The 22,674-nt window shown below is 34.1% G+C and carries 22 protein-coding genes; 17 read left to right on the forward strand and 5 right to left on the reverse strand.

All coding sequences use genetic code 11. The features are described 5' to 3' along the window. Positions 1–197: 197 nt before the first annotated feature. From ACLBWW_RS16810 to ACLBWW_RS16830, 5 genes are all read left to right on the forward strand, one after another. A complete protein-coding gene (locus tag ACLBWW_RS16810; RefSeq protein WP_048540890.1) occupies positions 198–1,637 on the forward strand; it encodes a GntP family permease in 1,440 nt (479 codons plus the stop codon). Between the two features lie 52 nt (positions 1,638–1,689). After that, positions 1,690–2,892: an alcohol dehydrogenase EutG gene (gene eutG / locus ACLBWW_RS16815; RefSeq protein WP_142313678.1), complete on the forward strand. Its 1,203-nt coding sequence runs from the start codon at positions 1,690–1,692 to the stop codon at positions 2,890–2,892. 147 nt (positions 2,893–3,039) lie between these two features. Then, positions 3,040–3,738: an aspartate/glutamate racemase family protein gene (locus tag ACLBWW_RS16820; protein ID WP_048540887.1), complete on the forward strand. Its 699-nt coding sequence runs from the start codon at positions 3,040–3,042 to the stop codon at positions 3,736–3,738. A gap of 86 nt (positions 3,739–3,824) precedes the next feature. After that, positions 3,825–4,298, forward strand: a complete 474-nt coding sequence (locus ACLBWW_RS16825; RefSeq protein WP_048540885.1) for an SAM-dependent methyltransferase — start codon at positions 3,825–3,827, stop codon at positions 4,296–4,298. Then, positions 4,295–4,735 (forward strand): GNAT family N-acetyltransferase, encoded by a 441-nt coding sequence (locus ACLBWW_RS16830; RefSeq protein WP_048540883.1) that lies wholly within the window; start codon positions 4,295–4,297, stop codon positions 4,733–4,735. Before ACLBWW_RS16825 ends, ACLBWW_RS16830 begins: the two co-directional genes overlap by 4 nt. A 57-nt stretch (positions 4,736–4,792) precedes the next feature. Here the strand turns inward: ACLBWW_RS16830 and ACLBWW_RS16835 are convergent, their stop codons facing one another. Both ACLBWW_RS16835 and ACLBWW_RS16840 read right to left on the reverse strand, forming a co-directional pair. After that, entirely contained in the window at positions 4,793–5,320 is a 528-nt protein-coding gene (locus tag ACLBWW_RS16835; protein ID WP_048540881.1) for an HAD-IIIA family hydrolase, read from the reverse strand. A 29-nt stretch (positions 5,321–5,349) separates the two neighbouring features. Then, a complete protein-coding gene (locus tag ACLBWW_RS16840) occupies positions 5,350–5,781 on the reverse strand; it encodes a GNAT family N-acetyltransferase (RefSeq protein WP_048540878.1) in 432 nt (143 codons plus the stop codon). Between the two features lie 153 nt (positions 5,782–5,934). Here ACLBWW_RS16840 and ACLBWW_RS16845 point away from each other — a divergent pair, with 153 nt between their 5' ends. The 6 genes from ACLBWW_RS16845 (at position 5,935) to ACLBWW_RS16870 (ending at position 10,778) form a co-directional block, all read left to right on the forward strand. Continuing rightward, positions 5,935–6,645 (forward strand): ABC transporter ATP-binding protein, encoded by a 711-nt coding sequence (locus ACLBWW_RS16845; RefSeq protein ID WP_048540876.1) that lies wholly within the window; start codon positions 5,935–5,937, stop codon positions 6,643–6,645. Then, entirely contained in the window at positions 6,638–7,837 is a 1,200-nt protein-coding gene (locus ACLBWW_RS16850; protein ID WP_048540874.1) for an ABC transporter permease, read from the forward strand. Before ACLBWW_RS16845 ends, ACLBWW_RS16850 begins: the two co-directional genes overlap by 8 nt. 283 nt (positions 7,838–8,120) lie before the next feature. Next, a complete protein-coding gene (locus tag ACLBWW_RS16855) occupies positions 8,121–8,708 on the forward strand; it encodes a YpjP family protein (protein ID WP_001134418.1) in 588 nt (195 codons plus the stop codon). Positions 8,709–8,813: 105 nt separating this feature from the next. After that, positions 8,814–9,449 carry an HAD family hydrolase gene (locus tag ACLBWW_RS16860; protein WP_048541177.1) on the forward strand — a complete coding sequence of 212 codons (636 nt, stop codon included), beginning with the start codon at positions 8,814–8,816 and terminating at the stop codon, positions 9,447–9,449. Position 9,450: 1 nt separating this feature from the next. Continuing rightward, entirely contained in the window at positions 9,451–9,837 is a 387-nt protein-coding gene (locus ACLBWW_RS16865; protein WP_048541179.1) for a VOC family protein, read from the forward strand. An 11-nt stretch (positions 9,838–9,848) separates the two neighbouring features. Then, positions 9,849–10,778, forward strand: coding sequence for an aminoglycoside phosphotransferase family protein (locus ACLBWW_RS16870; protein ID WP_048541181.1), 930 nt, complete (start codon positions 9,849–9,851; stop codon positions 10,776–10,778). A gap of 35 nt (positions 10,779–10,813) precedes the next feature. On the opposite strand, the gene ACLBWW_RS16875 is transcribed toward ACLBWW_RS16870, so the two are convergent. Further along, positions 10,814–12,097 (reverse strand): S41 family peptidase, encoded by a 1,284-nt coding sequence (locus tag ACLBWW_RS16875; RefSeq protein WP_048541183.1) that lies wholly within the window; start codon positions 12,095–12,097, stop codon positions 10,814–10,816. A gap of 123 nt (positions 12,098–12,220) precedes the next feature. Further along, entirely contained in the window at positions 12,221–13,678 is a 1,458-nt protein-coding gene (locus tag ACLBWW_RS16880) for a serine hydrolase (protein ID WP_098122430.1), read from the reverse strand. A gap of 184 nt (positions 13,679–13,862) precedes the next feature. On the opposite strand from ACLBWW_RS16880, the gene ACLBWW_RS16885 reads away from it, so the two are divergent. The 6 genes from ACLBWW_RS16885 to ACLBWW_RS16910 all read left to right on the forward strand — a co-directional run bounded on the left by ACLBWW_RS16885 (position 13,863) and on the right by ACLBWW_RS16910 (position 21,852). Continuing rightward, positions 13,863–16,445, forward strand: coding sequence for a family 78 glycoside hydrolase catalytic domain (locus ACLBWW_RS16885; protein WP_447614135.1), 2,583 nt, complete (start codon positions 13,863–13,865; stop codon positions 16,443–16,445). Positions 16,446–16,560: 115 nt separating this feature from the next. Further along, positions 16,561–17,517, forward strand: a complete 957-nt coding sequence (locus tag ACLBWW_RS16890) for a thymidylate synthase (RefSeq protein ID WP_048541197.1) — start codon at positions 16,561–16,563, stop codon at positions 17,515–17,517. 19 nt (positions 17,518–17,536) lie between these two features. Then, positions 17,537–18,025, forward strand: a complete 489-nt coding sequence (locus ACLBWW_RS16895; RefSeq protein ID WP_000637215.1) for a dihydrofolate reductase — start codon at positions 17,537–17,539, stop codon at positions 18,023–18,025. 154 nt (positions 18,026–18,179) lie between these two features. Next, positions 18,180–20,165 carry a penicillin-binding protein 3 gene (gene pbpC / locus ACLBWW_RS16900; RefSeq protein ID WP_048541199.1) on the forward strand — a complete coding sequence of 662 codons (1,986 nt, stop codon included), beginning with the start codon at positions 18,180–18,182 and terminating at the stop codon, positions 20,163–20,165. Between the two features lie 219 nt (positions 20,166–20,384). Continuing rightward, positions 20,385–21,020 carry an FMN-dependent NADH-azoreductase gene (locus tag ACLBWW_RS16905; RefSeq protein ID WP_048541201.1) on the forward strand — a complete coding sequence of 212 codons (636 nt, stop codon included), beginning with the start codon at positions 20,385–20,387 and terminating at the stop codon, positions 21,018–21,020. Between the two features lie 112 nt (positions 21,021–21,132). Then, complete coding sequence (locus ACLBWW_RS16910; RefSeq protein WP_262720976.1) at positions 21,133–21,852, forward strand: lysophospholipid acyltransferase family protein; 720 nt, start codon at positions 21,133–21,135, stop codon at positions 21,850–21,852. A gap of 40 nt (positions 21,853–21,892) precedes the next feature. Here ACLBWW_RS16910 and trhA read toward each other — a convergent pair whose 3' ends face one another. After that, entirely contained in the window at positions 21,893–22,549 is a 657-nt protein-coding gene (gene trhA / locus ACLBWW_RS16915) for a PAQR family membrane homeostasis protein TrhA (protein WP_000136880.1), read from the reverse strand. Positions 22,550–22,674: the final 125 nt, after the last annotated feature.

The raw sequence follows: 22,674 nt of genomic DNA on the forward strand, positions 1-22,674 counted from the left end.
ACTGAAAATCCCTTTATAACGTATGACGATGAAATCGTTTATGTTTAAAGGGATTTTTCATATGTAATCGAATACTTATAATTAGACATTTTTAGCATGAAAAATTTGTATGAATAGGAGGAGGGGTGTCAGAATCAAAAGATTAGTAGAAGTTCATCTATAAAAGTTCGAATTTTCAGTCTAAAAGGGGGATATAATTGGAGTTAGTTATTATATTATTAGCACTTAGTTTACTAATGTTTGTAGCATATAGAGGGTTTTCTGTTATTTTATTTGCACCGATATTTGCATTATTTGCGGTATTTTTGACAGAGCCTAGTTTTGTATTACCTTTCTTTTCGAATATCTTTATGGAGAAAATGGTAGGTTTTATTAAACTATATTTCCCTGTATTTTTACTTGGGGCAATATTTGGGAAAGTAGTTGAAATGTCAGGAATTGCAGACTCGATTGCAAAGACAATTATAGAGTTAGTTGGTGAAAAACGTACGATATTAGCGATTGTATTAATGGGTGCTATCTTAACGTATAGCGGTGTTAGTGTGTATGTAGTAGTGTTTGCTGTTTATCCGTTCGCAGCTAAGCTGTTTCGACAAGCGAATATTCCGAAGCGTTTAATCCCTGGAACGATTGTACTTGGAGCAGTCACGTTTACAATGGATGCGCTACCTGGATCACCACAAATTCAAAACGTAATACCTACAACATTTTTTAAAACGGACATTTATGCTGCGCCGATACTTGGTATTGTAGGTGCAATTTTTGTACTTACGTTAGGTTTACTATATTTAGAGAGTAGACGTAAGAAGGCGAAAGCAGCAGGAGAAGGGTATCTTGGTTTTAACGATGGGGATACTGAAATGGCAGCTTCTTTGCAAGTAGAACAAAAAGATATGCCGTTACTTAAAAGTATTGAAATTACAAGAGTTCAGCAAGTGATTGCTTTTATACCACTTATTTTAGTAGGTGTAATGAATAAGGTGTTTACTATTATGATACCGAAGTGGTATCCGAATGGTTTTGATTTTTCTGCAATTGGTATGAAAGCATTTGGCAAAGTAGAATTAAGTGCAGTAGTTGGAATTTGGTCAGTAGAATTGGCACTTATTATAGGTATTGTAACAACGTTATTATTATATTGGAAACGAGTAGTAACAGGATTTCAAGCTGGATTGAATACAAGTATTGGTGGAGCGCTACTTGCAACAATGAATACAGGAGCTGAGTTTGGATTCGGTGGTGTCATCGCAGCACTTCCAGGATTCGCGATTATGAGAGATGGTATTTCTGCCACATTCACAAATCCTTTAGTGAATGGAGCAGTAACGACGAATATTTTAGCCGGTATTACAGGCTCTGCATCAGGAGGAATGGGGATTGTTTTAAGTGCGATGGGAGATAAGTTTATTGCAGCGGCCAATCAATTTGATATTCCATTAGAAGTAATGCACCGTATCGTGTCAATGGCATCGGGAGGAATGGATACATTACCACATAACGGAGCTATTATTACTATTCTTACAGTAACAGGTTTAACACATAAACAGTCATATAAAGATATTTTTGCCATTACAGTTTTGAAAACGGTTGCCGTATTTTTAGTAATTGCATTCTACACTGTAACAGGAATTTATTAAGTCGATATTTTATAAACTAAAACATTAACTAGGGTAAGAAGGGGTGGAGTACTTGCAAGAAGTTGCTGAATTTCGTATGCCGAAGTCCGTATTATATGGAAGAAATTCGCTTGAAAAGCTGGGGGAACAATCTAAGAAGTTGGGGAAAAGAGCGTTTATAGTTACGGATACAATTATGGAGAATTTAGGATATGTTAAGAGGTGTATACAACAATTAAATACGAAAGGTATTACTGTTAGTACATATAATAAAGTAAATGCTGAGCCTACAAATATACACGTGTTAGAAGCGTTAACACTTTGTAAAGAAGGAAAGTGTGATTTTATTATTGGTATTGGTGGTGGAAGTTGTATTGATGCAGCGAAAGCAGTTGCGGTGTTATATACAAATGGTGGAGAAGTGGAAGATTATGTCCAAAAAGATATGGAAATAGACAACGATCCGCTACCACTAATTGCAATCCCAACAACTTCTGGTACTGGATCGGAAGTAACAAGTGTAGCAGTAATTACGAATAAAGGAACCGATGTAAAAATGATGATGAAACATCCGAGTTTTATCCCACAAGTAGCGATTATTGACCCGATTTTAACGCGTTCGGTACCATCTCATATTACAGCAGCAACAGGGATAGATGCATTATGTCATGCAGTTGAAGCATATATTTCTAAAGTTTCACAATCACTTACCGATGTACTTGCACTTTCCGCTATTGAAAGTATTATGAAATATTTACGTATTGCATATGAGGATGGAGAGAATATGGAGGCAAGAGAAGCGATGATGATTGCTTCCTTACAAGCTGGAATCGCATTTTCCAATGCATCTGTTACGTTAGTTCATGGAATGTCAAGGCCGGTAGGAGCGTTATTTCATGTACCACATGGTATATCGAATGCAATACTATTACCTACAGTTTTACAATATACAAAAGTTAGTGCAGTAAAAAGACTAGCGGATATTGGACGTTGTTTAAATAAAGATTTGTATTCCTATTGTGATGAAGAAGTAGCCGACTACACGCTGAGGGAAATAAAAAAACTTTGTTTTGATCTTCGTATTCCAAATTTAAAAGAATACGGAATTGGTGAAGTTGAATTTGAAACAGCTATTTCTAAAATGGCATCAGATGCAATTGAAAGTGGAAGTCCAGCAAATAATCCACGTGTGCCATCATATGATGAAATTAAACAGTTGTATCGAGAATGTTTTCATTATCAATATGAAGATTTTATAAAAACATCAGAAAAATAATTTCAGAATATTCTTATAAAATTTCCTTGGAAATAGTTAAAACAAGACTTTATAGTATAAACGTAAAGTCTTGTTTTATTGTGTATAATATACATAATAAAATGTTGTGATTAGTTTTAAAAAATAGTATAAGGTGGGTGTTGTGTAATGAAAACAATAGGTTTAATTGGTGGTATGAGTTGGGAATCCACTTCTGAATATTATCGAATCATAAATGAAGAAATAAAAGAGAGATTGGGAGGATTACATTCAGCAAAATGTATGATTAATAGTGTGGACTTTGAAGAGATTGAACGATTCCAGTCTAACGGAGATTGGAATGGAGCAGGAAAAATATTAGGAAATGCGGCATATTCGTTACAGATGGGAGGAGCAGATTTTATAATTATTTGCACAAATACAATGCATAAAGTAGTTGAGAAAATAAAGGAGAATATTCATATTCCAGTCTTACATATCGCTGATGCAACTGCGAAAGAAATTAAAAGGAAAGATATTCAAAAGGTTGGTTTACTTGGAACTAAATATACAATGGAGCAAGACTTTTATAAATTACGCATAGAAGAGAATCGTATAAAAGTAATGGTTCCATCAGAAAAGGATAGAGAAAAGATAAACGAAGTAATATATACAGAATTATGTTTAGGAAAGATAACATCTCAATCTAGAGAGTATTATAAAAGAGTTATAGAAGAGCTAGTACAAGAAGGGGCCCAAGGAATTATATTAGGTTGTACAGAAATAGGATTATTAATAAAGCAGGGAGACATATCAGTTCCGATATTCGACACAACTTATATACATGCAGTTGAAGCAGTTAATTTCGCTTTACAAAATAGATTATAATTATATTATGTAACCTAGTCAAGTTTGTGGAAAACATTCAGAAAATATTTTATAATGTAAGTGGTTACAATCGAGGGGGAATGCGTATGTTTTCAGTTCAACCAATCGCATTTGTACATAATGAAAGAAAGGAAATAAAAGATGATGAGTGGGGAGAAGTAAGATCCTGTATTACTTTAACTGAAATGTATACAGAGGAAAGTATACAAGGGATTGAAGATTTTTCTCATATTGAAGTTGTTTTTTATTTTCATAAAGTAACTGATGAACAAATTCAATATTTTGCTAGACATCCTAGAAATAATAATGATTATCCTAAAGTAGGCATTTTTGCACAGCGCGGGAAAAATCGTCCGAATCGCATAGGAGCAACAATTGTAAAAGTGATCAAAAGAGAAGGTAAATCAATTATTGTTGAGGGGTTAGATGCTATTGATGGCACACCTATATTGGATATAAAGCCGATAATGAAAGAGTTTATGCCGAAAGAAGAAATTGTACAGCCTAAATGGGCAACGGATATAATGAGACAGTATTGGAAGGGGAATGGAGTAAAATGAGAATATATGAGGCAACAATTGCAGATTTAGATGGACTAGCATCAGTTTTTAATAACTATCGTATGTTTTATAGACAAGATTCCGATTTAGAAGGAGCAAAAGTATTTTTGCGAAGTCGAATCGAGAGAAAAGAATCCGTTATTTTTGTGGCAGTTGAAGACGGCGAATATATTGGTTTCACACAATTATATCCATCATTTTCTTCCATTTCGATGAAAGAATTATGGATTTTAAATGATTTATTTGTACAAGCCACTAAGCGCGGAGCAGGAACAGGTAAAAAATTACTAGAAGCTGCTAAAGAATTTGCATTAGAAAATGGTGCAAAAGGTGTAAAATTACAAACGGAGATTGATAATTTATCAGCACAGCGATTATATGCTGAAAATGGTTATTTGAGAGATAATCGTTATTTCCATTATGAATTAACGTTTTAAAAAAATATAAGATTAAAAGAGACGTTTTCATTGTGAAAACGTCTCTTTTAATTTGTATTATTGTTGATTTAAAATCCAATTTGTAGCATCTTCAAAGTTTTCTGCAATGTAGTTTGGTTCAATATGTACCCATTTGTCTCGGTAGGTATGTAAAGCATCATATCCAGCGCCTGTTCGAACTAATATCGTTGTCGCATGTACTGTTGCGCCTGCAACGATATCAGTCCAGCGATCACCAATTACAGCGCATTTTTTTAAATCAAGCCCATGTTTTTCAGCTGCTTGCAGCAGCATACCTGTACCAGGTTTACGGCATTCACAACCATCACCGTGTTTATGAGGACATACGTATATATCATCAAAACCGAAGTCTTCTAATTCTTGTGCAAAATCAGCTACAGTTGCTATCCCATCTGCGATACCTGGTTGATTTGTGAAAGAGAAAATTTTTATATTTTGAGCTTTTAGTTTTTGCAGAGCTGCTTTTGTGAAAGGAAATAATGTAAAAGAGCCTGGATAATGTATTGTAGTGTCACCACCAATTGTACCGTCACGATCAATAAAAATAGCTTCCATGTTTGTCATAGTTATAGTCCTTTCCATTTATAAGTAGTTTAAAAGTGTTTCACAAATCGATATCCATTCACTTCATATCCTAATTTTTTGTAAAAAGGATGTGCTTCTAATCTTTTTGTTCCACTGACTAGCCATGTGCCGATACAATTATGTTTCTTTGCTAATTGCTCTGCGTAATCCATTAATACTTGCCCAATGCCTTTCCGTCGTATTGTAGAATCAACGCTAATAATTGAAATTTCCCCGTACCGAGTTACATCTTCTAAATTTTCACGTATACGAAACCCAAGTAATCCAAATATAGTGTCCTCTTCTTCATAAACATATAGAAAATCAAAAGGACTCATTTGTACGAATTGTAATCGGTTGTTCATATCTTCATATGAAATAGAGGAACCTTTTAGTTCTGTTGTTAAAGAGCAAAGTGCATCTATATCGTCTATCGTAGCTTCACGAATTTGAAAAGACATATTATCCACTCCAATTAAATGTAATCAAACATTAAGTATTCTGTTAAAAAATATTTATTCCTGCTATGAAAATAAATATTTTATAATGATATATAGATATTTATATGTTATTCTTTTCCTAGTTTGTATTGGAAATGGAAAGAAGGGGAATGTATGTTAGAAGTAAATATCCGTTCTGCTGGATATGAAATAGGTGAAAAAACAATTCATGATATTGCCTTTTCGATTGAGCAAGGCGAATTAGTTGCTCTTATTGGCGCAAATGGTGCCGGGAAAAGTACAACGATTAAAACGATGCTCGGGTTACTTGTAAATGTGAATGGTGAAATATCATTTGGTGAAAAGAAAAATCCGTATGCATACGTGCCCGAACATCCAACTTATTATGATTATTTGACGCTCTGGGAACATATTGAATTATTAATGGCTGCTCGAGGAAACGAAGTAGGGAGCTGGGAAAGGAAAGCGGACGAGTTATTACATATGTTTCGAATGGATAAGCATAAGCATGAGTATTTATCAAAGTTTTCAAAAGGTATGAAACAAAAATCGATGCTCATTTTGGCATTTTTAACTGAACCAGATTTTTATATCATTGATGAACCTTTTATCGGTTTAGATCCAGTAGCTACGAAAGAATTTTTAAGTTATTTATATAAAGAAAAAGAACGTGGCGCGGGTATATTACTTTGTACGCACGTATTAGACACAGCTGAAAGAATTTGTGAGAGATTTTTACTCATTTCACAAGGTACATTAGTTGCAGATGGACATTTAGAAGCAATCCAAACGTTAGCAGAAATGCCAGGGAGTTCATTATTAGACTGTTTTGATGGAATTGTAAGGCGTGAACAACATGATTAAACAACAATTTTATAAAAGATTGCGCCATGAACTGGGCCGCAAATGGAAGTCCATACGTTCTATAACGGATTGGACAGTTGCGCTATATATTCTTATTCCAGCATTTATATTTATGGGGATTTATTATCGTTCACTATGGACGGAAGAATTATCGATGGGAGAGACTATTTATTTCGGATTAGGTCTACTCGCATTTTATGTGATGACATATGGAAGAGGAGTTCGCTCATTTTTTGAGCAAGCGGATAGTTTATTTTTAATTTCGTATCCCGCTCACATGCAAAAGTTAATCCAGTATGGCATGACATATACGTTTATTCGAATAGCGATAACGAATGTAATAGTAGTAGTTGCTATGTTACCAGTGTTGATGAAAAGTATCGGAGTGACGAAAATACAAGTCGTATTATTTTGGCTGTTTTTTACTGTATTTCGATTTCTGTTGTCGTTATTAACGAGATTTATTCATGTACGTGTGGGGAAACGATGGCTACTATGGATTATAAAAAATGTAATGTTTTCTATAAGTTTAACCTTTTTTGGAGTGAGTCTGCTTCTTATTTATAAAAATCCATTTTATTCTATACTAAGTATCGGTCTAGCAGTTTTACTAATTATCGTATTGATAAAAGAAAAATTGAATTATAAAAATTGCTTTTTTAAAGAAGTTGAGAAAGAGAAAGAAGAAAGTATGCGCTGGACAAGTGGGATTATGCAAGTTGGTGGTCATACAGCTAAACCGAGTAGTTCGAATAAAAAACCGTGGATGTTTCCGCGTTCTAAAAAGTTTTTAGGGAAGAAAAAGGAATCTCGTATTGTTGAATCCTTTTTAAAAGAATTTTTCCGTACAAGTAGTGCACGAATATTCTATATTCAAATTGTATGTATAAGCACTGTCAGTATTATTATGAGTCCGAGGTGGATTGCAGCTATTATTCTTGCATTTACTTTAGTTGCAATTTCTCGTTATGCGCGCGATTATTGGAATGAATTTACGAAAAAAATGTTTCTTCATTTATATTGTGATGAAGGAAAATTACTATTGTTAAGATGGAAGGCAGATCGCTATTTATTACTTCCAGTACTACTTTTGTATGGAATAGTTATCCTTTCTCATTTTTATTTATTACCAGCTGTAATTACCGGGGTTATTTTTATAATATGGATTGGTTGGATTGTATTTTTACCATAGAAAAAGAGCCGCTAAACGGCTCTTTTTCTAATCTGTCACACATTGATAAAGAAAATATACTAAAACGAGTATGCTTGCGGCGGAATACATGACGTCTAAAGTCATCGGATTGCCTCCTCATTGTTGTTGTACTTATATTGTATGAAATCTTACAATTTCATATTCAAGTGAAAAATATGTGAACGTTAACAAAATTGTAAAGTGCAAAAATTACAATCATTTTGTATAATAGAAGGAACAACCGTTATATAAAACATAATGAGTGAAAGGGGAGGGAACATACATGCCAAATTGGTTTAGAAAAACCTTAGTCGCATTAATTACCGTATTTACATTTGGTTTAGTGACGCCTCCTTCCATATTGCTTGATAATGCCAAAGCTGCGGACAAGCCTACGAGCACAGCTGGGCAACAAAATTTGGAGAGTACGTCCTATACATATGAAGAAACGAATGACAGGTTAACCACTGATACTTTTATTACGTACGCAATGCAAGAAGCAGAGAAGCAGTCGATGCAAAAGTTTGGCACTAAAATTGGTCCAGTAATTGAAGATGAGTTTAAAGATGTAATATTACCGAAAATTGAAGAGGCAATTGCTGAGCTTGCAAGTGATGTGCCAGAGGAGTCATTGCAATCATTAGCGATTTCTCAAAGACCAGCTGGCGGAAATAATGAAAAGATTTTTCATGTGTATGACACGAAATCAGGAAATGACTTATTGCGATTTCATGTAAGAAGAGATCATCCACCGCAAGATGGTTATTATTTTAATTTCCACTATCACCGTTTTGATGATGGGTACTCAGGACACCATGAATTAGGGAATATTTATTGGAATACGAATATACCGCCAAAGTGGCTTTCTTAAAAAGAACAAGAGAAAATCTTGTTCTTTTTTATGTATATAGAAGGGTAAGACAACTACGGTGTTGAATAAGATAGGTTTAGAAAAAGAAGCAAAGGGAGTATGGGAATGCAAAAGTATATTGTTTTTGACTTTGATGGCACATTAGTAGATTCACAAAATATATTTGTACCAATTTATAATCAACTTGCTGAAAAGCACGGATATAAAACGGTAAGGGAAGAAGAAATTGAGTATTTACGTAAATTAACGATGCCAGAGCGATGTAAACAACTCGATGTACCACTGTATAAACTACCGATATTAGCACTTGAGTTTTATAAATTGTATCAACCTGCTATAAAAGATCTTATTTTGTTTCATGGGATGAAGGATGTATTAGATGAACTACATAAAAAAGGATACGGAATTGCCGTTATATCTTCTAACTCAGAAGAGCACATTCGGGCATTTTTACACAATAATGATATAGAAAATATACAAGAGGTATATTGTTCTAAAAATTTGTTCGGTAAAGATAAAATGATAAAAAGATTTTTAAGATCGAAAAAAATAACAGAGAAAGATATGTTATACGTCGGTGACGAACAGCGAGACGTAGTAGCGTGTAAAAAGGCAGGGGTGAACGTAATTTGGGTATCTTGGGGGTATGATGTTATTGAAACAGTGAAAAAAGATGCACCAGATTATATGGTCAATACACCAATGGAAATTGTGCAAATAGTACAAGGGGCGTATTCTTAATATGAATACACTTCGAGCAGGTATTCATCATATTGAATTTTGGGTAGCGAGTTTAGATGAATCTATTTCTTTTTACGATATGTTGTTTTCCATAATTGGATGGAGAAAGCTAAATGAAGTATCATATAGTACGGGAGAAAGTGAAATATATTTTAAAGAAGTAGATGAGGAAATCGTAAGGACGTTAGGCCCTAGACATATTTGTTACCAAGCTATTCATAGAGAAGTAGTTGATGAGGTAGCAGAGTTTCTTTCTAGTACGAAAATAAAGATAATACGTGGTCCAATTGAAATGAATCATTATTCGGAAGGGTATTATACAATTGATTTTTACGATCCGAATGGATTTATTATAGAAGTAGCGTATACACAAAATGTAGAAATGTAAGGGGAATATACATGAAAACAATTACAGCATGGCAAAACAATATACAGATAGTAAAAGATGCAGTTAATATTGAAGAAATTTCTAAAGGTTTCTCTCCTGATAAGAAATATATAGTTACGACAATTGATAATGAAAAATATTTGTTACGGATTGGCGATATACAAGAGTATGAAAGAAGGAAAATAGAATTTCAAATTTTAAATGAAATGGTAAAACGTAACGTACAGGCACAAAGGCCGATTGAAATAGGTGTATTGGAAGAAGAAGGTGTATATAGTATTTTCTCATATATAGAAGGGGAAGATGCGAAGAAACTATTGCCTACGTATTCACCAAAAGAACAATATGAAATTGGTATAGAGGCAGGAAAAGATTTAGCAAAAATGCATACATATGAAGCTTCTAAGGATATTCTTCCATGGTATGAAAGAGCAATGAAAAAACACCAAAAATATGTAGAGGCATATAAAACATGTGGAATAAAAATAAAAAATGATGATAAAATCATAAAGTTTATAGATGAAAATGAAAAATATTTAAAGAACCGCCCAAATCGATTTCAACACGATGATTTTCATTTAGAAAATATAATTGTGCGAGATGGGAAATATGTAGGTGTTGTTGATTTTAATGGCTATGACTGGGGCGACCCACTTCATGATTTCGTAAAGATTGCACTATTTGCAAGAGACATTAGTATTCCGTATTCAATCGGACAAATAGAAGGCTACTTTAATGGGAAAATACCAGAGGAGTTCTGGAATTTATATGCGGTATATGTTGGCATGACGGTTTTCTCATCAGTTGTCTGGTCATTACGAGCAGCACCACATATGTTAGATGATACGTTAGAACGCCTTACTATCGTTTTAGAGGATCATAAAAACTTTGAGTTATTAAAGCCAATTTGGTTTCAACCAGAAAAGATTGATATGAAATAGAAAAGGTAGGTGTGATTCACATCTACCTTTATTTTTTACCATTCTTCGTTTTGAAGCAGTTGTAATGCTAACTTTACATCTATATCTTCTTGTATATGTTCCGGAGTCCATGGGATATGTATATGTGGTTGTATACCAATTCCGGACATTCCTTCGCCTTTATCTATAATAGAAAGCCGTGAAGTAGGGTAATAAAGAGCGAATGTATCAGCCCATTTCATTACCGCTAAATTAGAATAATCATTTAAACCAGCAGTAGGACGACCTATTACTTTTACTTTCGATGATTTTTTTGCAACTTCTACAAAAGAATCACCAGAACTTCCGCATGTAACATCTGTTAATATCACTACTCTAGTAGGTGATTTTCTACCGTGTATTGTTAATGATTGAAGTTCTTTTGGTAATTCAGAAGGATCAAATGTAACGAACCCTTTTTTATAATTCTTTTTTAAATCTTGAATAAATATATCTGTGAATATTTTGGAAAGTTCGTCTAAAGAATCATAATCTTCCATTTCGATGTCTTTCATACGTAAATGAAAGTTTCGTTCCGTATGATTTAATTGCATTGTATCTGAAGAATCGAAAAGGGAAATCTCTTTGTCTTTGAATATGTAAGGAAGTAATTTAAAAAATGCATCATCACTTCCACCACGATTCAAACGCACATCAATAATTAAATTGGGAAAAGAATTTAGCTCATTTTTGTGTGAGTCTAATAATTTATTAATAGCTTCAGTGTTTGCGAAATCTGTCAAAGTAATTAAAAGTGTATCTTTATTATGCTGTTTAAATGAATGAATAGGCGTGTATTCATTTTGTTTATACTTTTGTAAAGTAATTGTTTGAGTCAATCCATCTTCATCTATAAGTGTACAATTTGACGATTTTAATAAAACATAATCCCATTTTTCGCGTTCATATGTAGCTTCATTTAAATACTTCTTATATTTTATTAATAGCTCAGGAATTTTCATATTATCTAATGCTAGTATAGACTGTCCTTTTTTCACTCTTACTTCGTGTGAAGTGGATGTAATATATAGGCGATCTTCGTATCTTTTCACTTGGAAGCCAACACTGTTAAGTGGTTGATTGTTAGAGTACATTTTGAAAAACATATGATTATCTTTAAAGTCTAGTAAGTAATCACGTACAATTTCAGTGAAATGAACTGGTGTCAGTTCTCCGTGTTTCTCTAATTTCTCGATTGTCTGTAAATAAGTAGTAGGATCGTCCCATCCTTTTTTATCAATACAACCGGAATAATCGTGATGAGTAATCGAAACAACTTCTTTGAAAATTTCTGTGTACACAGCTTTTCCTCCAGATAATTTAATTAGTTAAATAATAGAATTCTGTACCCTTTACGTATTATCCTTTTTTGCATAGAGAAAAGAGGAATAGAGGGATGTGTTATCATCCCTCTATTAAAATATTTATTTAATTTTCTTAAATGCAAGCGGCTGCGTACTTAACATAGCTGGTACATGTAACTGAAGGGATGGGAATTCACCACTTATATTCATTTCATAAACGAATAATAAACTCATTTTCATTTGGAATAAATCAACTTTTGCAGAGAAGATGTCGAAATGATGATGCGCTAATTGAATATCCATCTCCATAAATTGTACATATAACGAATCATCTCGTTTGTATACTTGTAATGTTCCATATGCAGGATGCTCGAAAGTACCGGTATAATCCTCTAATTTGTGAGAAGGTGTAGTCCCTTCAATTTGTTTAGGAATGGATTCAGTTGCTTCTTTCATCATTTCCTTCATTTTTTCAGTATCTGCTACAGCACGTTTATGCCAATTAATGGATTCTAATTCAAGTAGTTCGTCATAAATTTGATTAGCGAGATAAGTAGGAAGTAGTGTGCCTCCAGCATTCGTTAAAATGACAAGGCCAATGTTTTCTGTTGGTATGAATGAAACAAGTGCTGAAAACCCATCAATATTACCGCCATGATGAATTACCTTATTACCACGATAAGCGCTAATAAACCAACCAAGGCCGTAACTATTTAATGGAGATTCAGGAAGTGATAAAACTGGTTGATCTGGAATGGAATTATGTGGTGTATACATTTGTTGTAATAATTCAGAGGAGATTAATTCATGATCTCCAAATTTCCCTTCGTTTAAGTGAAGAAGGACCCAATTTGCCATATCTTCAATTGTAGAATTAATACACCCAGCAGCGCCAACCGTATCAATATTGCGGAATGGAACTTCTTTTATTTCATCTTCATTTTCAACGTAAGGTAAAGCATAATCATCTGTAGTTTGTGAATCTGTAACAGAGAAATTTGTATGTCTCATATTTAAAGGTTCTAAAATATGTTCTGTAGCGTATTGCTCCCACGTTTGATTCGTAATGTTTTCTACAATGTAGCTAATTGTTGCATACATTAAGTTGTTATAAAGAAATGCTGTGCGGAACGGTGCATCAAGTTGTAAATGTTTTATTTTTTCAACGAGATCTTTTCGAGATAAGGAAGAGCTGTACCAAAGAGCCTCATGACGACTAACCCCAGTGCGATGGGAAGCTAAGTCTCGTCCTGTAACTTGTGAGCTAGCAAGTAGTTCAGATAAAGAGAAGTTAGGTATATAAGTCTGGACAGGAGTATCCCAATTAAACTTTGTTTGCTGTGCCAACAAGCTTAATGAAAGTGTCCCAAAAGCTTTCGTTGAGGAACCAATTGCGAACCGAGTACTCGGTGTAACAGCTTCTTTTGTTTCTATATTTCGATAGCCGAAACCTTCTGAAATAATAACTTCACCGTCTTTTATAACAGCTACAGCAGCGCCAGGAACATTTAAATCCTTCATCATTTTTTCAACCGTTGTTTGCAAAGAAGACATAACAGGAGTTTCAATTTTAGACATACTTCTAACCTCCAAATATAAATTTTGTTCTACCGCACTATACTTTCGGTAATAGAAAATGAAAACCTTTTTAATTATGGAAAGTTAATAATTTTGTAAGAATGAATAAAATTATTATTTATTTAGAATTTTATTTTTATTACAATTAATTTAAATTAATATTTAGAAAAGATGGTGAAGAAGTGTGCTAACAATAAAGAGAGTGCTTTGTGATAATAAAAAAAATCCGATAGGTATAGATTCAAAAGTTGTGAAAATGAGTTGGCAGCTTGAGTCGAGTAACCGAAATGTAAAACAATTTGCTTATCAACTGCAGGTTGCGAAAGATAGAGATTTTGAAATTTTAATGTTTGATTCGCAAAAAGTAGAAACAGATCAAAGTTTACATATACCAATCAATTCATTTTCATACAGAGAAGAGACACGTTATTTTTACCGGGTAAAGGTATGGGATAATTACGGAGAAGAATCATCTTGGTCTAAAGTAGGATTTTGGGAGACGGGGTTACAAGGGCAAGATAATTGGAGCGGAAACTGGATTACTGCGAAAAAAGAACGAACGCAAGTTATGTCTTTTAATAAAAGTTTTTCTATTAAAAAAGCAGTTAAAAAAGCACGCTTATATATCACTAGTTTAGGAATATATGAGGCTTCTATTAATAGAGAGCGTATTGGAGATTGTTATTTTACTCCTGGATGGACAAGTTATGATAAGAGAGTATTGTATCAAACGTATGATATAACACATGTATTAAAGATAGGGCAAAATGATATTTCTACTCTGGTAGGTAACGGCTGGTATAAAGGGCCGATTACCGTGCATCATGTACGTAATTATTACGGGAGAAGACGAGCAATAATTGCTCAATTACATATAACGTATGAAGATGGAACGAAAGAAAAAATTGTAACGGATGAAACATGGAAGGTAACTTCAAGCCCAATTTTGTACTCAGAAATTTATGAAGGTGAAGTATACGATGCTAGACTAGAAGAAAGTGTGCAAGAGCTAGAAAATGTTGAAGTACTTGAGCATTCTAAACAAATAGTTGTTGCGCAAGAAAATAAATCAATTCGTAAAATGAAAATTATAAAACCAATTTCTATTTCAAAACTACCGAATCACGAATGGCTTATTGATATGGGGCAAAATATGGTAGGTTGGGTTCAATTTATAGTCCGTCATGTTTATAGTGGTCAAAAGATAGAATTGCATCACGCTGAAATATTGGATAAAGACGGTAGTTTTTACGCTGGAAATCTCCGAAAGGCAAAACAAAAAATAGTGTATATAGCAAAAGGAGAGGAAGAGGAAACGTTTGAGCCTCATTTTACATATCAAGGCTTTAGGTATGTGAAAATAAGTGGATTAACCCAGCCGCCTCAAATAGCAGATTTTGAAGGGATTGTATTACATACAGATATGGAAAAAACGACTGAATTCGAAACGTCCAATCCATTAATCAATCAACTTCATCATAATGTGGAATGGTCTCAAAGAGGGAATTTTTTTGATGTGCCAACAGATTGTCCGCAGCGAGACGATCGACTCGGATGGACAGGAGATGCACAAATGTTCATTGGGACAGCTACGCAAATTATGAATGTCCAATTGTTCTTTAAAAAATGGCTTCAAGATTTATCGCTTGACCAAAATAAAAACGGAGCTGTGCCTTTAGTTATACCAGATGCGTTTGGAAAAAGAGCGGATTTTAATCTGGATACTTCCGGTGGTTGGGGCGATGCAGCAATTATATGTCCGTGGGTTCATTATTTACATTACGGAGATGTATCGATTTTAAAAGAACAATATGAAAGTATGAAGAAGTATATAGATTACATACGTTCACAAGGTGAGAACGAGTATTTATGGGATACAGGCTATCATTTAGGGGATTGGCTCGCATTAGATACGAAACCAGATGTATATGAAGGCGGAACAGACAAGCATTTTATTGCGACAGCTTATTATGCCTATTCTACATCGCTTTTACGAAGGATTGCTGAGATTTTAGGTGAAAATACAGATGCTAAATTATATGCAGAGTTACATAGGAATATTGTTCAAGCATTTCAAAATGAATTCGTTACACCAAATGGTAGGTTAATTTCAAATACACAAACAGCCCACATATTAGTACTTCTTTTTGAACTAGTGAAAGATGATGTGAATGAGAAAGTATTTAATCGCTTAATTGAGCTACTAAAAGAAAATAAAAATCATTTAACAACAGGTTTTATAGGAACACCGTATTTGAATTTAATATTAAGCAAGTTTAACCGGCATGACCTTGCTTGTAAGCTTCTATTTTATGAAGATTATCCATCATGGTTATACCAAGTGAAAAAAGGTGCCACAACGATTTGGGAACATTGGGATGGCGTGAAAGAGGATGGAACACTTTGGAATGATAGCATGAATTCTTATAATCATTACGCATATGGCTCTATTGTTGAATGGATATACCGATATATTATTGGATTAGAAATGGATGAGACAAAACCTGCATATAAACATTTTTATATTCAGCCTCATTTTAATTCTAATTTAGACGGGGTTTGTATAAAGCGTGAAACAGCATATGGAGAAATTAAAATTGATTGGCGTGTAGAACATGGACAAGCAGTATTAAACGTTGATGTGCCAACAAATACATCAGCCACATTACGAATAGTGGAAGATGATTGGAAGGCAAGTGATATGCCTGAAATGAAATTAGGTTCAGGCGCATATGAATTTAGATTTTGTAAGAACATACAGAAGTAGAATTTTGTTAAGTATAGAAATGTTTTTTTATAAATTTAGTTTGTTCAATCTGTTAGCATTAAATTTATGATAAAATCCATATAGACTAGAGATTTGAAAGAAGGTTTTTCTACATATGAAACATGCTGAAAATGAATACTTAAATTTATGCCGCCATGTAATGGAGCATGGTACGAAGAAAGAAGATCGTACAGGGACAGGCACTGTATCTGTATTTGGATATCAAATGCGTTTTGATCTAAGTAAAGGTTTTCCTTTATTAACGACAAAGAGAGTGCCGTTTCGCCTTGTAGCAAGTGAACTGCTTTGGTTTATGAAAGGTGATACAAATATTCGTTATTTATTGCAGCATAATAATAATATTTGGAATGAATGGGCATTTAAGAGCTGGGTAGAAAGCGATGAGTATACTGGTCCTGACATGACTGATTTTGGTCTTCGTTCACAACAAGATGAGGAATTTAAAGTGCAGTACGATGAGCAAATGGAATTGTTTAAAAAGAACGTTTTAGAAGATGACAATTTCTCGAATAAATATGGTTATTTAGGAGATGTATACGGAAAGCAGTGGCGTGCCTGGAAAACGACAGCTGGTGAGACGCTTGATCAATTAAAAGATGTAATTGAAATGATTAAAAAAACGCCAGACTCCCGTCGCCTTATTGTTTCTGCTTGGAATCCTGAAGATGTACCAAGTATGGCATTACCGCCTTGTCATACGCTATTCCAATTTTATGTAGCAGATGGCAAACTTTCTTGTCAGCTATATCAAAGAAGTGGTGACATATTCCTTGGAATTCCATTTAACATTGCAAGTTATTCACTGCTAACACATTTAATTGCACATGAATGTAGTCTTGAAGTGGGAGAATTTGTTCATACAATTGGAGATGCACACATTTATACGAATCATTTTGAACAAGTAGAAAAGCAATTGGCACGTGAACCACGTCCATTCCCGAAACTTACATTAAATCCAGATGTGAAATCTGTATTCGATTTTGAAATGGAAGATTTAACGATTGAAGGATATGATCCACACCCAGCAATTAAAGCACCGGTTGCAGTATAATTGTAGAGGAGATGAAAAAATGATTGTTTCATTTATGGTCGCAATGGACGAGAATAGAGTAATTGGCAAAGATAATAATTTACCTTGGCGTTTACCAAGTGAATTGCAGTATGTAAAGAAAACAACGATGGGCCATTCACTTATTATGGGCAGAAAGAACTACGAAGCGATTGGTAGACCACTGCCTGGAAGACGTAATATTATTGTAACTCGTAATGAAGGGTATCATGTTGAAGGTTGTGAAGTAGCACATTCTGTAGAAGAAGTGTTTGAACTATGCAAAAATGAAGAGGAGATTTTTATTTTTGGTGGAGCGCAAATTTATGATCTCTTTTTACCTTACGTAGACAAGTTATATATAACAAAAATCCACTACGCATTTGAAGGTGATACATTCTTTCCAGAAATGGATATGACAAATTGGAAAGAAGTTTTTGTTGAAAAAGGTTTAACGGATGAAAAGAATCCGTATACGTACTATTATCATGTATATGAGAAACAACAATAATAATAAGGATTGATGTGAAATTCACATCAATCTTTTTATTTGTATTCATTAATATAAGTTTATAGATGATATTCAATAGTGCTATAATGAAATCTAGCATGTAAAAATGCTAAAATTTTCAAAAGTATTCATATAGAAAGAGGAGGAGAATTGATTGAGAAAGATATGGGGGATTCTTTTTCTTTGCTTAACATTCATGTTAGTTGGATGCGGTAAAGAAGAAAAACCACAAGAAGCGTTTGATACATATACAAAAGCATGGAATAAACAAAAATTTGCAGAAATGTATGATCAATTATCAGAAAAGGCAAAAAAAGATATTTCGAAGAAAGAGTTCACTGAGAAATATGAAAAAATTTATTCTGGCATTGAAGTGAAAAACTTAAAAGTAGAAGCAGGAGAAGTAAAAGAAGATAAAAAAGATGAAGGTCCTGTTCCTTTTAAAGTAAGTATGGATACAGTCGGTGGTAAAATCAATTTTGCCCATGAAGCAAAAATGGTGAAAGAAAAAGATGGAGATAAAGAATCTTGGAAAATAGATTGGACTCCTGATTTTATATTCCCAGGTATGACAAAAGATAGTAAAGTGCGTATGCAAACGACAGAGCCAAAACGTGGTGAAATATACGATCGTAATGGAAAAGGTCTTGCAACGAATGGGAAAGCTTCTGAAATTGGAATAGTTCCAGAAAAATTAGACGATACTGCTCCGCAAACGAAAGAGACAGTAGCGAAGTTGTTAAATATGTCTGTAGAAGAAATTGATCAAAAACTAGCTGCTAAATGGGTAAAACCAGGGTATCTCGTACCAATTGGAATTTTGCCTGAGGGGGCAACGCAAAATACGTACATTGATTTACCAGGTGTTTCAACAAAACCTGTAAATGTTCGTACATATCCGTTAGGGGAAGCGGCAGCTCATCTGACTGGTTATATTGGAAAGGTAAATGCTGAAGATTTAAAAACGCTACAAAAGAAAGGCTATCAAGCTGATGATCCAGTTGGTAAAGCCGGTTTAGAGCAAGTATTAGAGGAAAAGCTACGCGGTAAAAAAGGTGGCCGTGTCTTTGTAGAAGATGCGCAAGGAAAAGAAATTAAAAATTTAGCAAAAACAGATGCTGTTGATGGAGAAAATGTAACTTTAACTATTGATAGTGCTGTTCAAGAAAAAACGTATAATGAAATGAAGGGCGAAGCTGGTTCAAGTGCAGCAATTAATCCGAAAAGTGGAGAAACAATTGCACTAGTAAGTAGTCCAGCATATGATCCTAATATAATTGCACGAGGGACATCGAAGGCACAACGCGAAGCATGGAATAATGATCCGAAAAAACCGATGACGAATCGATTTACACAATTATCAGTTCCAGGATCTGTATTTAAGCCTATTACAGCTGCAATTGGTCTTGAAACGAAAACGATTGATCCAAAAGAAGAGTTGAAAATTGAAGGATTAAAATGGACAAAAGATTCTTCTTGGGGTAATTATTATGTAACACGTGTGAAAGATGCAAATCCGATTGATTTGGATAAGGCGATGAAATACTCGGATAATATTTATTTCGCACAAGAAGCTTTGAAAATCGGAAAAGATAAATTTATGAGTGAAGCGAAAAAATTCGGATTCGATGAGAAATTACCAATTGAATATGGATTCCCAGCTTCTAAAATCGCCAATGATGGTATTAAAAATGATATTCAAATGGCAGACACAGGTTATGGACAAGGACAAGTCTTAATGACACCGCTCCATCTAGCATTAACGTACGCGCCAATTGTTAATGATGGAAACATACCTTCTCCGTATATTATTAAGACAGATAAGCAACCAAAAGTTTGGAAAGAGAATGTCATTTCAAAAGGCAATCAGGATATATTAAGAACTGCCATGACGAAAGTAATTAATGATCCAGATGGTACTGGGAAAATTGCTAAAATTGATGGAATGACTCTTGCTGGAAAAACAGGTACAGCGGAATTAAAAGTATCAAAAGAGGCCGAAGGAAAAGAACTAGGCTGGTTCGCTGCATTTGATTTAAATTCACCAGATATGGTCATTACAATGATGATTGAAGATGTAAAAGGTAGAGGCGGAAGTAATATTCCAGCTGAAAAAGTGAAACATGTGTTTCAAAAATAGAAAATGATGAAGACTATCTCCATGGAATGTGGAGGTAGTTTTTTGTTTCACCAGAAACATATTGAACAGATAGTGTTTATTAACTTACGAAAAAAAAGTAGCTATTTTTTATTGACATTGAACATAACTTTTTGTATTATACTTACATAAGGTAAGTTATTTACTTTCGAATTATAAATCTCAAATTAAAGATAAGATGTGTAAAAGGGAGAGAATACAATGACAAAAGTACTATTTATTACAGCAAATCCAAATTCAGCAGAAGGTTCTTTCGGAATGGCAGTAGGAGAAGCTTTCATCGAAGCTTATAAAAACGAACATCCACAAGACGAAGTTGTAACAATTGATTTATTCAACACTACAGTACCAGCAATCGATGCGGATGTATTTGCTGCTTGGGGTAAATTTGCAGCAGGTGAAGGCTTTGAAACTTTAACTGAAGTTCAACAACAAAAAGTTGCAGCAATGAACACAAACTTAGAAACATTTATGCATGCGGATCGTTATGTATTCGTAACTCCAATGTGGAACTTTAGCTATCCACCAGTAGTAAAAGCATACTTAGATAACTTAGCAATCGCAGGTAAAACATTCAAGTATACTGAAAATGGCCCAGTTGGCTTATTAGAAGGCAAAAAAGCACTTCACATTCAAGCAACAGGTGGCGTTTATTCTGAAGGAGCATACGCAGCTGTAGACTTCGGCCGCAATCACTTAAAAACAGTATTAGGATTCATTGGTGTAAATGAAACTGAATACATTGCAGTTGAAGGTATGAATGCAAACCCTGAAAAAGCACCAGAAATTAAAGAAGCAGCAATTGCTAATGCTCGTGAATTAGCAAAACGTTTCTAATATAGAATACTTAAAAAATGTCCAAGCACTTGCTGTTTGGACATTTTTTCTTCTTTTTCCTTCGTTTGTCTAGTATAATGAAGGTCGGAATGATAATAGGTGGGGGTTCTGTATGATTCAAACGTTTTTTAAAATCTTTTATTTAATTTTAATCGTAATTGCGATTACACCGAGAATGTGGCGTCTGAAAAGACAAGTAAATACGATGTCGCCACAAGAAAAAGATAATGTTGTGTATAAAACGACAAATTGGTTTGGTAAGAAAATGGTGCGTGTAGCTGGTGGGACAGTTGAAGTAAAGGGACTGGAAAATGTTCCAAAAGATAAGCCGGTACTAGTTGTAAGTAATCATCAGAGTAATATGGATATTCCTGTTTTACTAGGTTACTTAAATAAACCAATTGGATTTGTTTCAAAAGCAGAGATTAAGAAGTTTCCAGTTGTACCAACTTGGATGGAACTTATGAATTGTGTATTTATGGTTCGTAATGATCGTCGTCAATCTCTTCAAGCGATTAAAGATGGAATTGAGCTGTTAAAGAACGGGCATTCAATCGTAATCTTCCCAGAAGGGACGAGAAGTAAGGGTGGCGAAATTGGAGAGTTTAAGGCTGGGAGTTTTCACCTTGCAGTAAAATCTGGTGTAGCAATCTTACCTGTAACATTAGATGGGACATATAAAATGTTTGAAGCGAATGGAAACCGTATGAAACCCGCTCATGCAACAGTAACAATTTCTAAGCCGATTACAGCTGAAGAGTATGCGAATATGGATATTAAAGAATTAATGAAGCATACACAGGATGTTATCGCATCACAATTACATAAGTAATAAAAAAAGGTTTCAGCTTAATATAAGCTGAAACCTTTTTTTATGCTGTAGGTAAGACATAAAAGAGTACGCAGAAGAACATCATCGCACTACCACCTAAAACGAAAAGATGCCAAATGGCATGATTGAAAGGTAACTTTTCCCAAAGGAAGAATATAGCCCCTACAGAATATAAAATTCCGCCTGCTAAAAGTAGTGAAAAACCATGTCCAGTTAGATTTTCATAAAGTGGTTTAATAGCAACGATTATGAGCCATCCCATTATGATATAACATAATGTTGATGCCTTAATAAAGCGACGTACAAAGAAAATTTTGAAGATGATACCTCCGAGTGCTAGTGTCCATATAATAGCGAGTAACGTCCAGCCTAATGGTCCGCGAAGCGTAATAAGTAAAAAAGGAGTATATGTGCCAGCGATTAATAAATAAATGGCTGAGTGATCTAGTATAGTAAATAATTTTTCTACTTTTGGATGATGAATGCTATGTAACAAGGTCGAAAACAAGTACAGTAAAAACATGCTTACACCATAAACCGTAAATGCAACTACAGCAGATGCGGTACCATGCTTAGAGGCATGAATAATTAATATAATTAAGGCAGGGATGCTTAAAATGGCACCGATACCATGTGTAATTGCATTTGCAATTTCTTCTTTCACAAAATGTGTCATTCGTGTCATTTTTTCAGTCATAATGCAAATCCTTTCTACTATCATAAAATAATATGTCATTTCCCTTACCATATCATACACAAGGGCAATAGAAAATGAAATTTGTATAATTGATTATATTTTTGAATTTTTTTGACAAAAGGCAA

The organism is Bacillus sp. M5A3_1b (assembly GCF_053345335.1).

Excerpts from the sequence above, each read along its gene's own strand:
- ACLBWW_RS16820 (WP_048540887.1), top strand. The coding sequence starts at position 3,040 with ATGAAAACAATAGGTTTAATTGGTGGTATGAGTTGGGAATCCACTTCT.
- ACLBWW_RS16825 (WP_048540885.1), top strand. The coding sequence starts at position 3,825 with ATGTTTTCAGTTCAACCAATCGCATTTGTACATAATGAAAGAAAGGAA.
- ACLBWW_RS16830 (WP_048540883.1), top strand. The coding sequence starts at position 4,295 with ATGAGAATATATGAGGCAACAATTGCAGATTTAGATGGACTAGCATCA.
- ACLBWW_RS16835 (WP_048540881.1), bottom strand. The coding sequence starts at position 5,320 with ATGACAAACATGGAAGCTATTTTTATTGATCGTGACGGTACAATTGGT.
- ACLBWW_RS16840 (WP_048540878.1), bottom strand. The coding sequence starts at position 5,781 with ATGTCTTTTCAAATTCGTGAAGCTACGATAGACGATATAGATGCACTT.
- ACLBWW_RS16845 (WP_048540876.1), top strand. The coding sequence starts at position 5,935 with ATGTTAGAAGTAAATATCCGTTCTGCTGGATATGAAATAGGTGAAAAA.
- ACLBWW_RS16850 (WP_048540874.1), top strand. The coding sequence starts at position 6,638 with ATGATTAAACAACAATTTTATAAAAGATTGCGCCATGAACTGGGCCGC.
- ACLBWW_RS16855 (WP_001134418.1), top strand. The coding sequence starts at position 8,121 with ATGCCAAATTGGTTTAGAAAAACCTTAGTCGCATTAATTACCGTATTT.
- ACLBWW_RS16860 (WP_048541177.1), top strand. The coding sequence starts at position 8,814 with ATGCAAAAGTATATTGTTTTTGACTTTGATGGCACATTAGTAGATTCA.
- ACLBWW_RS16865 (WP_048541179.1), top strand. The coding sequence starts at position 9,451 with ATGAATACACTTCGAGCAGGTATTCATCATATTGAATTTTGGGTAGCG.
- ACLBWW_RS16870 (WP_048541181.1), top strand. The coding sequence starts at position 9,849 with ATGAAAACAATTACAGCATGGCAAAACAATATACAGATAGTAAAAGAT.
- ACLBWW_RS16880 (WP_098122430.1), bottom strand. The coding sequence starts at position 13,678 with ATGTCTAAAATTGAAACTCCTGTTATGTCTTCTTTGCAAACAACGGTT.
- ACLBWW_RS16890 (WP_048541197.1), top strand. The coding sequence starts at position 16,561 with ATGAAACATGCTGAAAATGAATACTTAAATTTATGCCGCCATGTAATG.
- ACLBWW_RS16895 (WP_000637215.1), top strand. The coding sequence starts at position 17,537 with ATGATTGTTTCATTTATGGTCGCAATGGACGAGAATAGAGTAATTGGC.
- ACLBWW_RS16905 (WP_048541201.1), top strand. The coding sequence starts at position 20,385 with ATGACAAAAGTACTATTTATTACAGCAAATCCAAATTCAGCAGAAGGT.
- ACLBWW_RS16910 (WP_262720976.1), top strand. The coding sequence starts at position 21,133 with ATGATTCAAACGTTTTTTAAAATCTTTTATTTAATTTTAATCGTAATT.
- trhA (WP_000136880.1), bottom strand. The coding sequence starts at position 22,549 with ATGACTGAAAAAATGACACGAATGACACATTTTGTGAAAGAAGAAATT.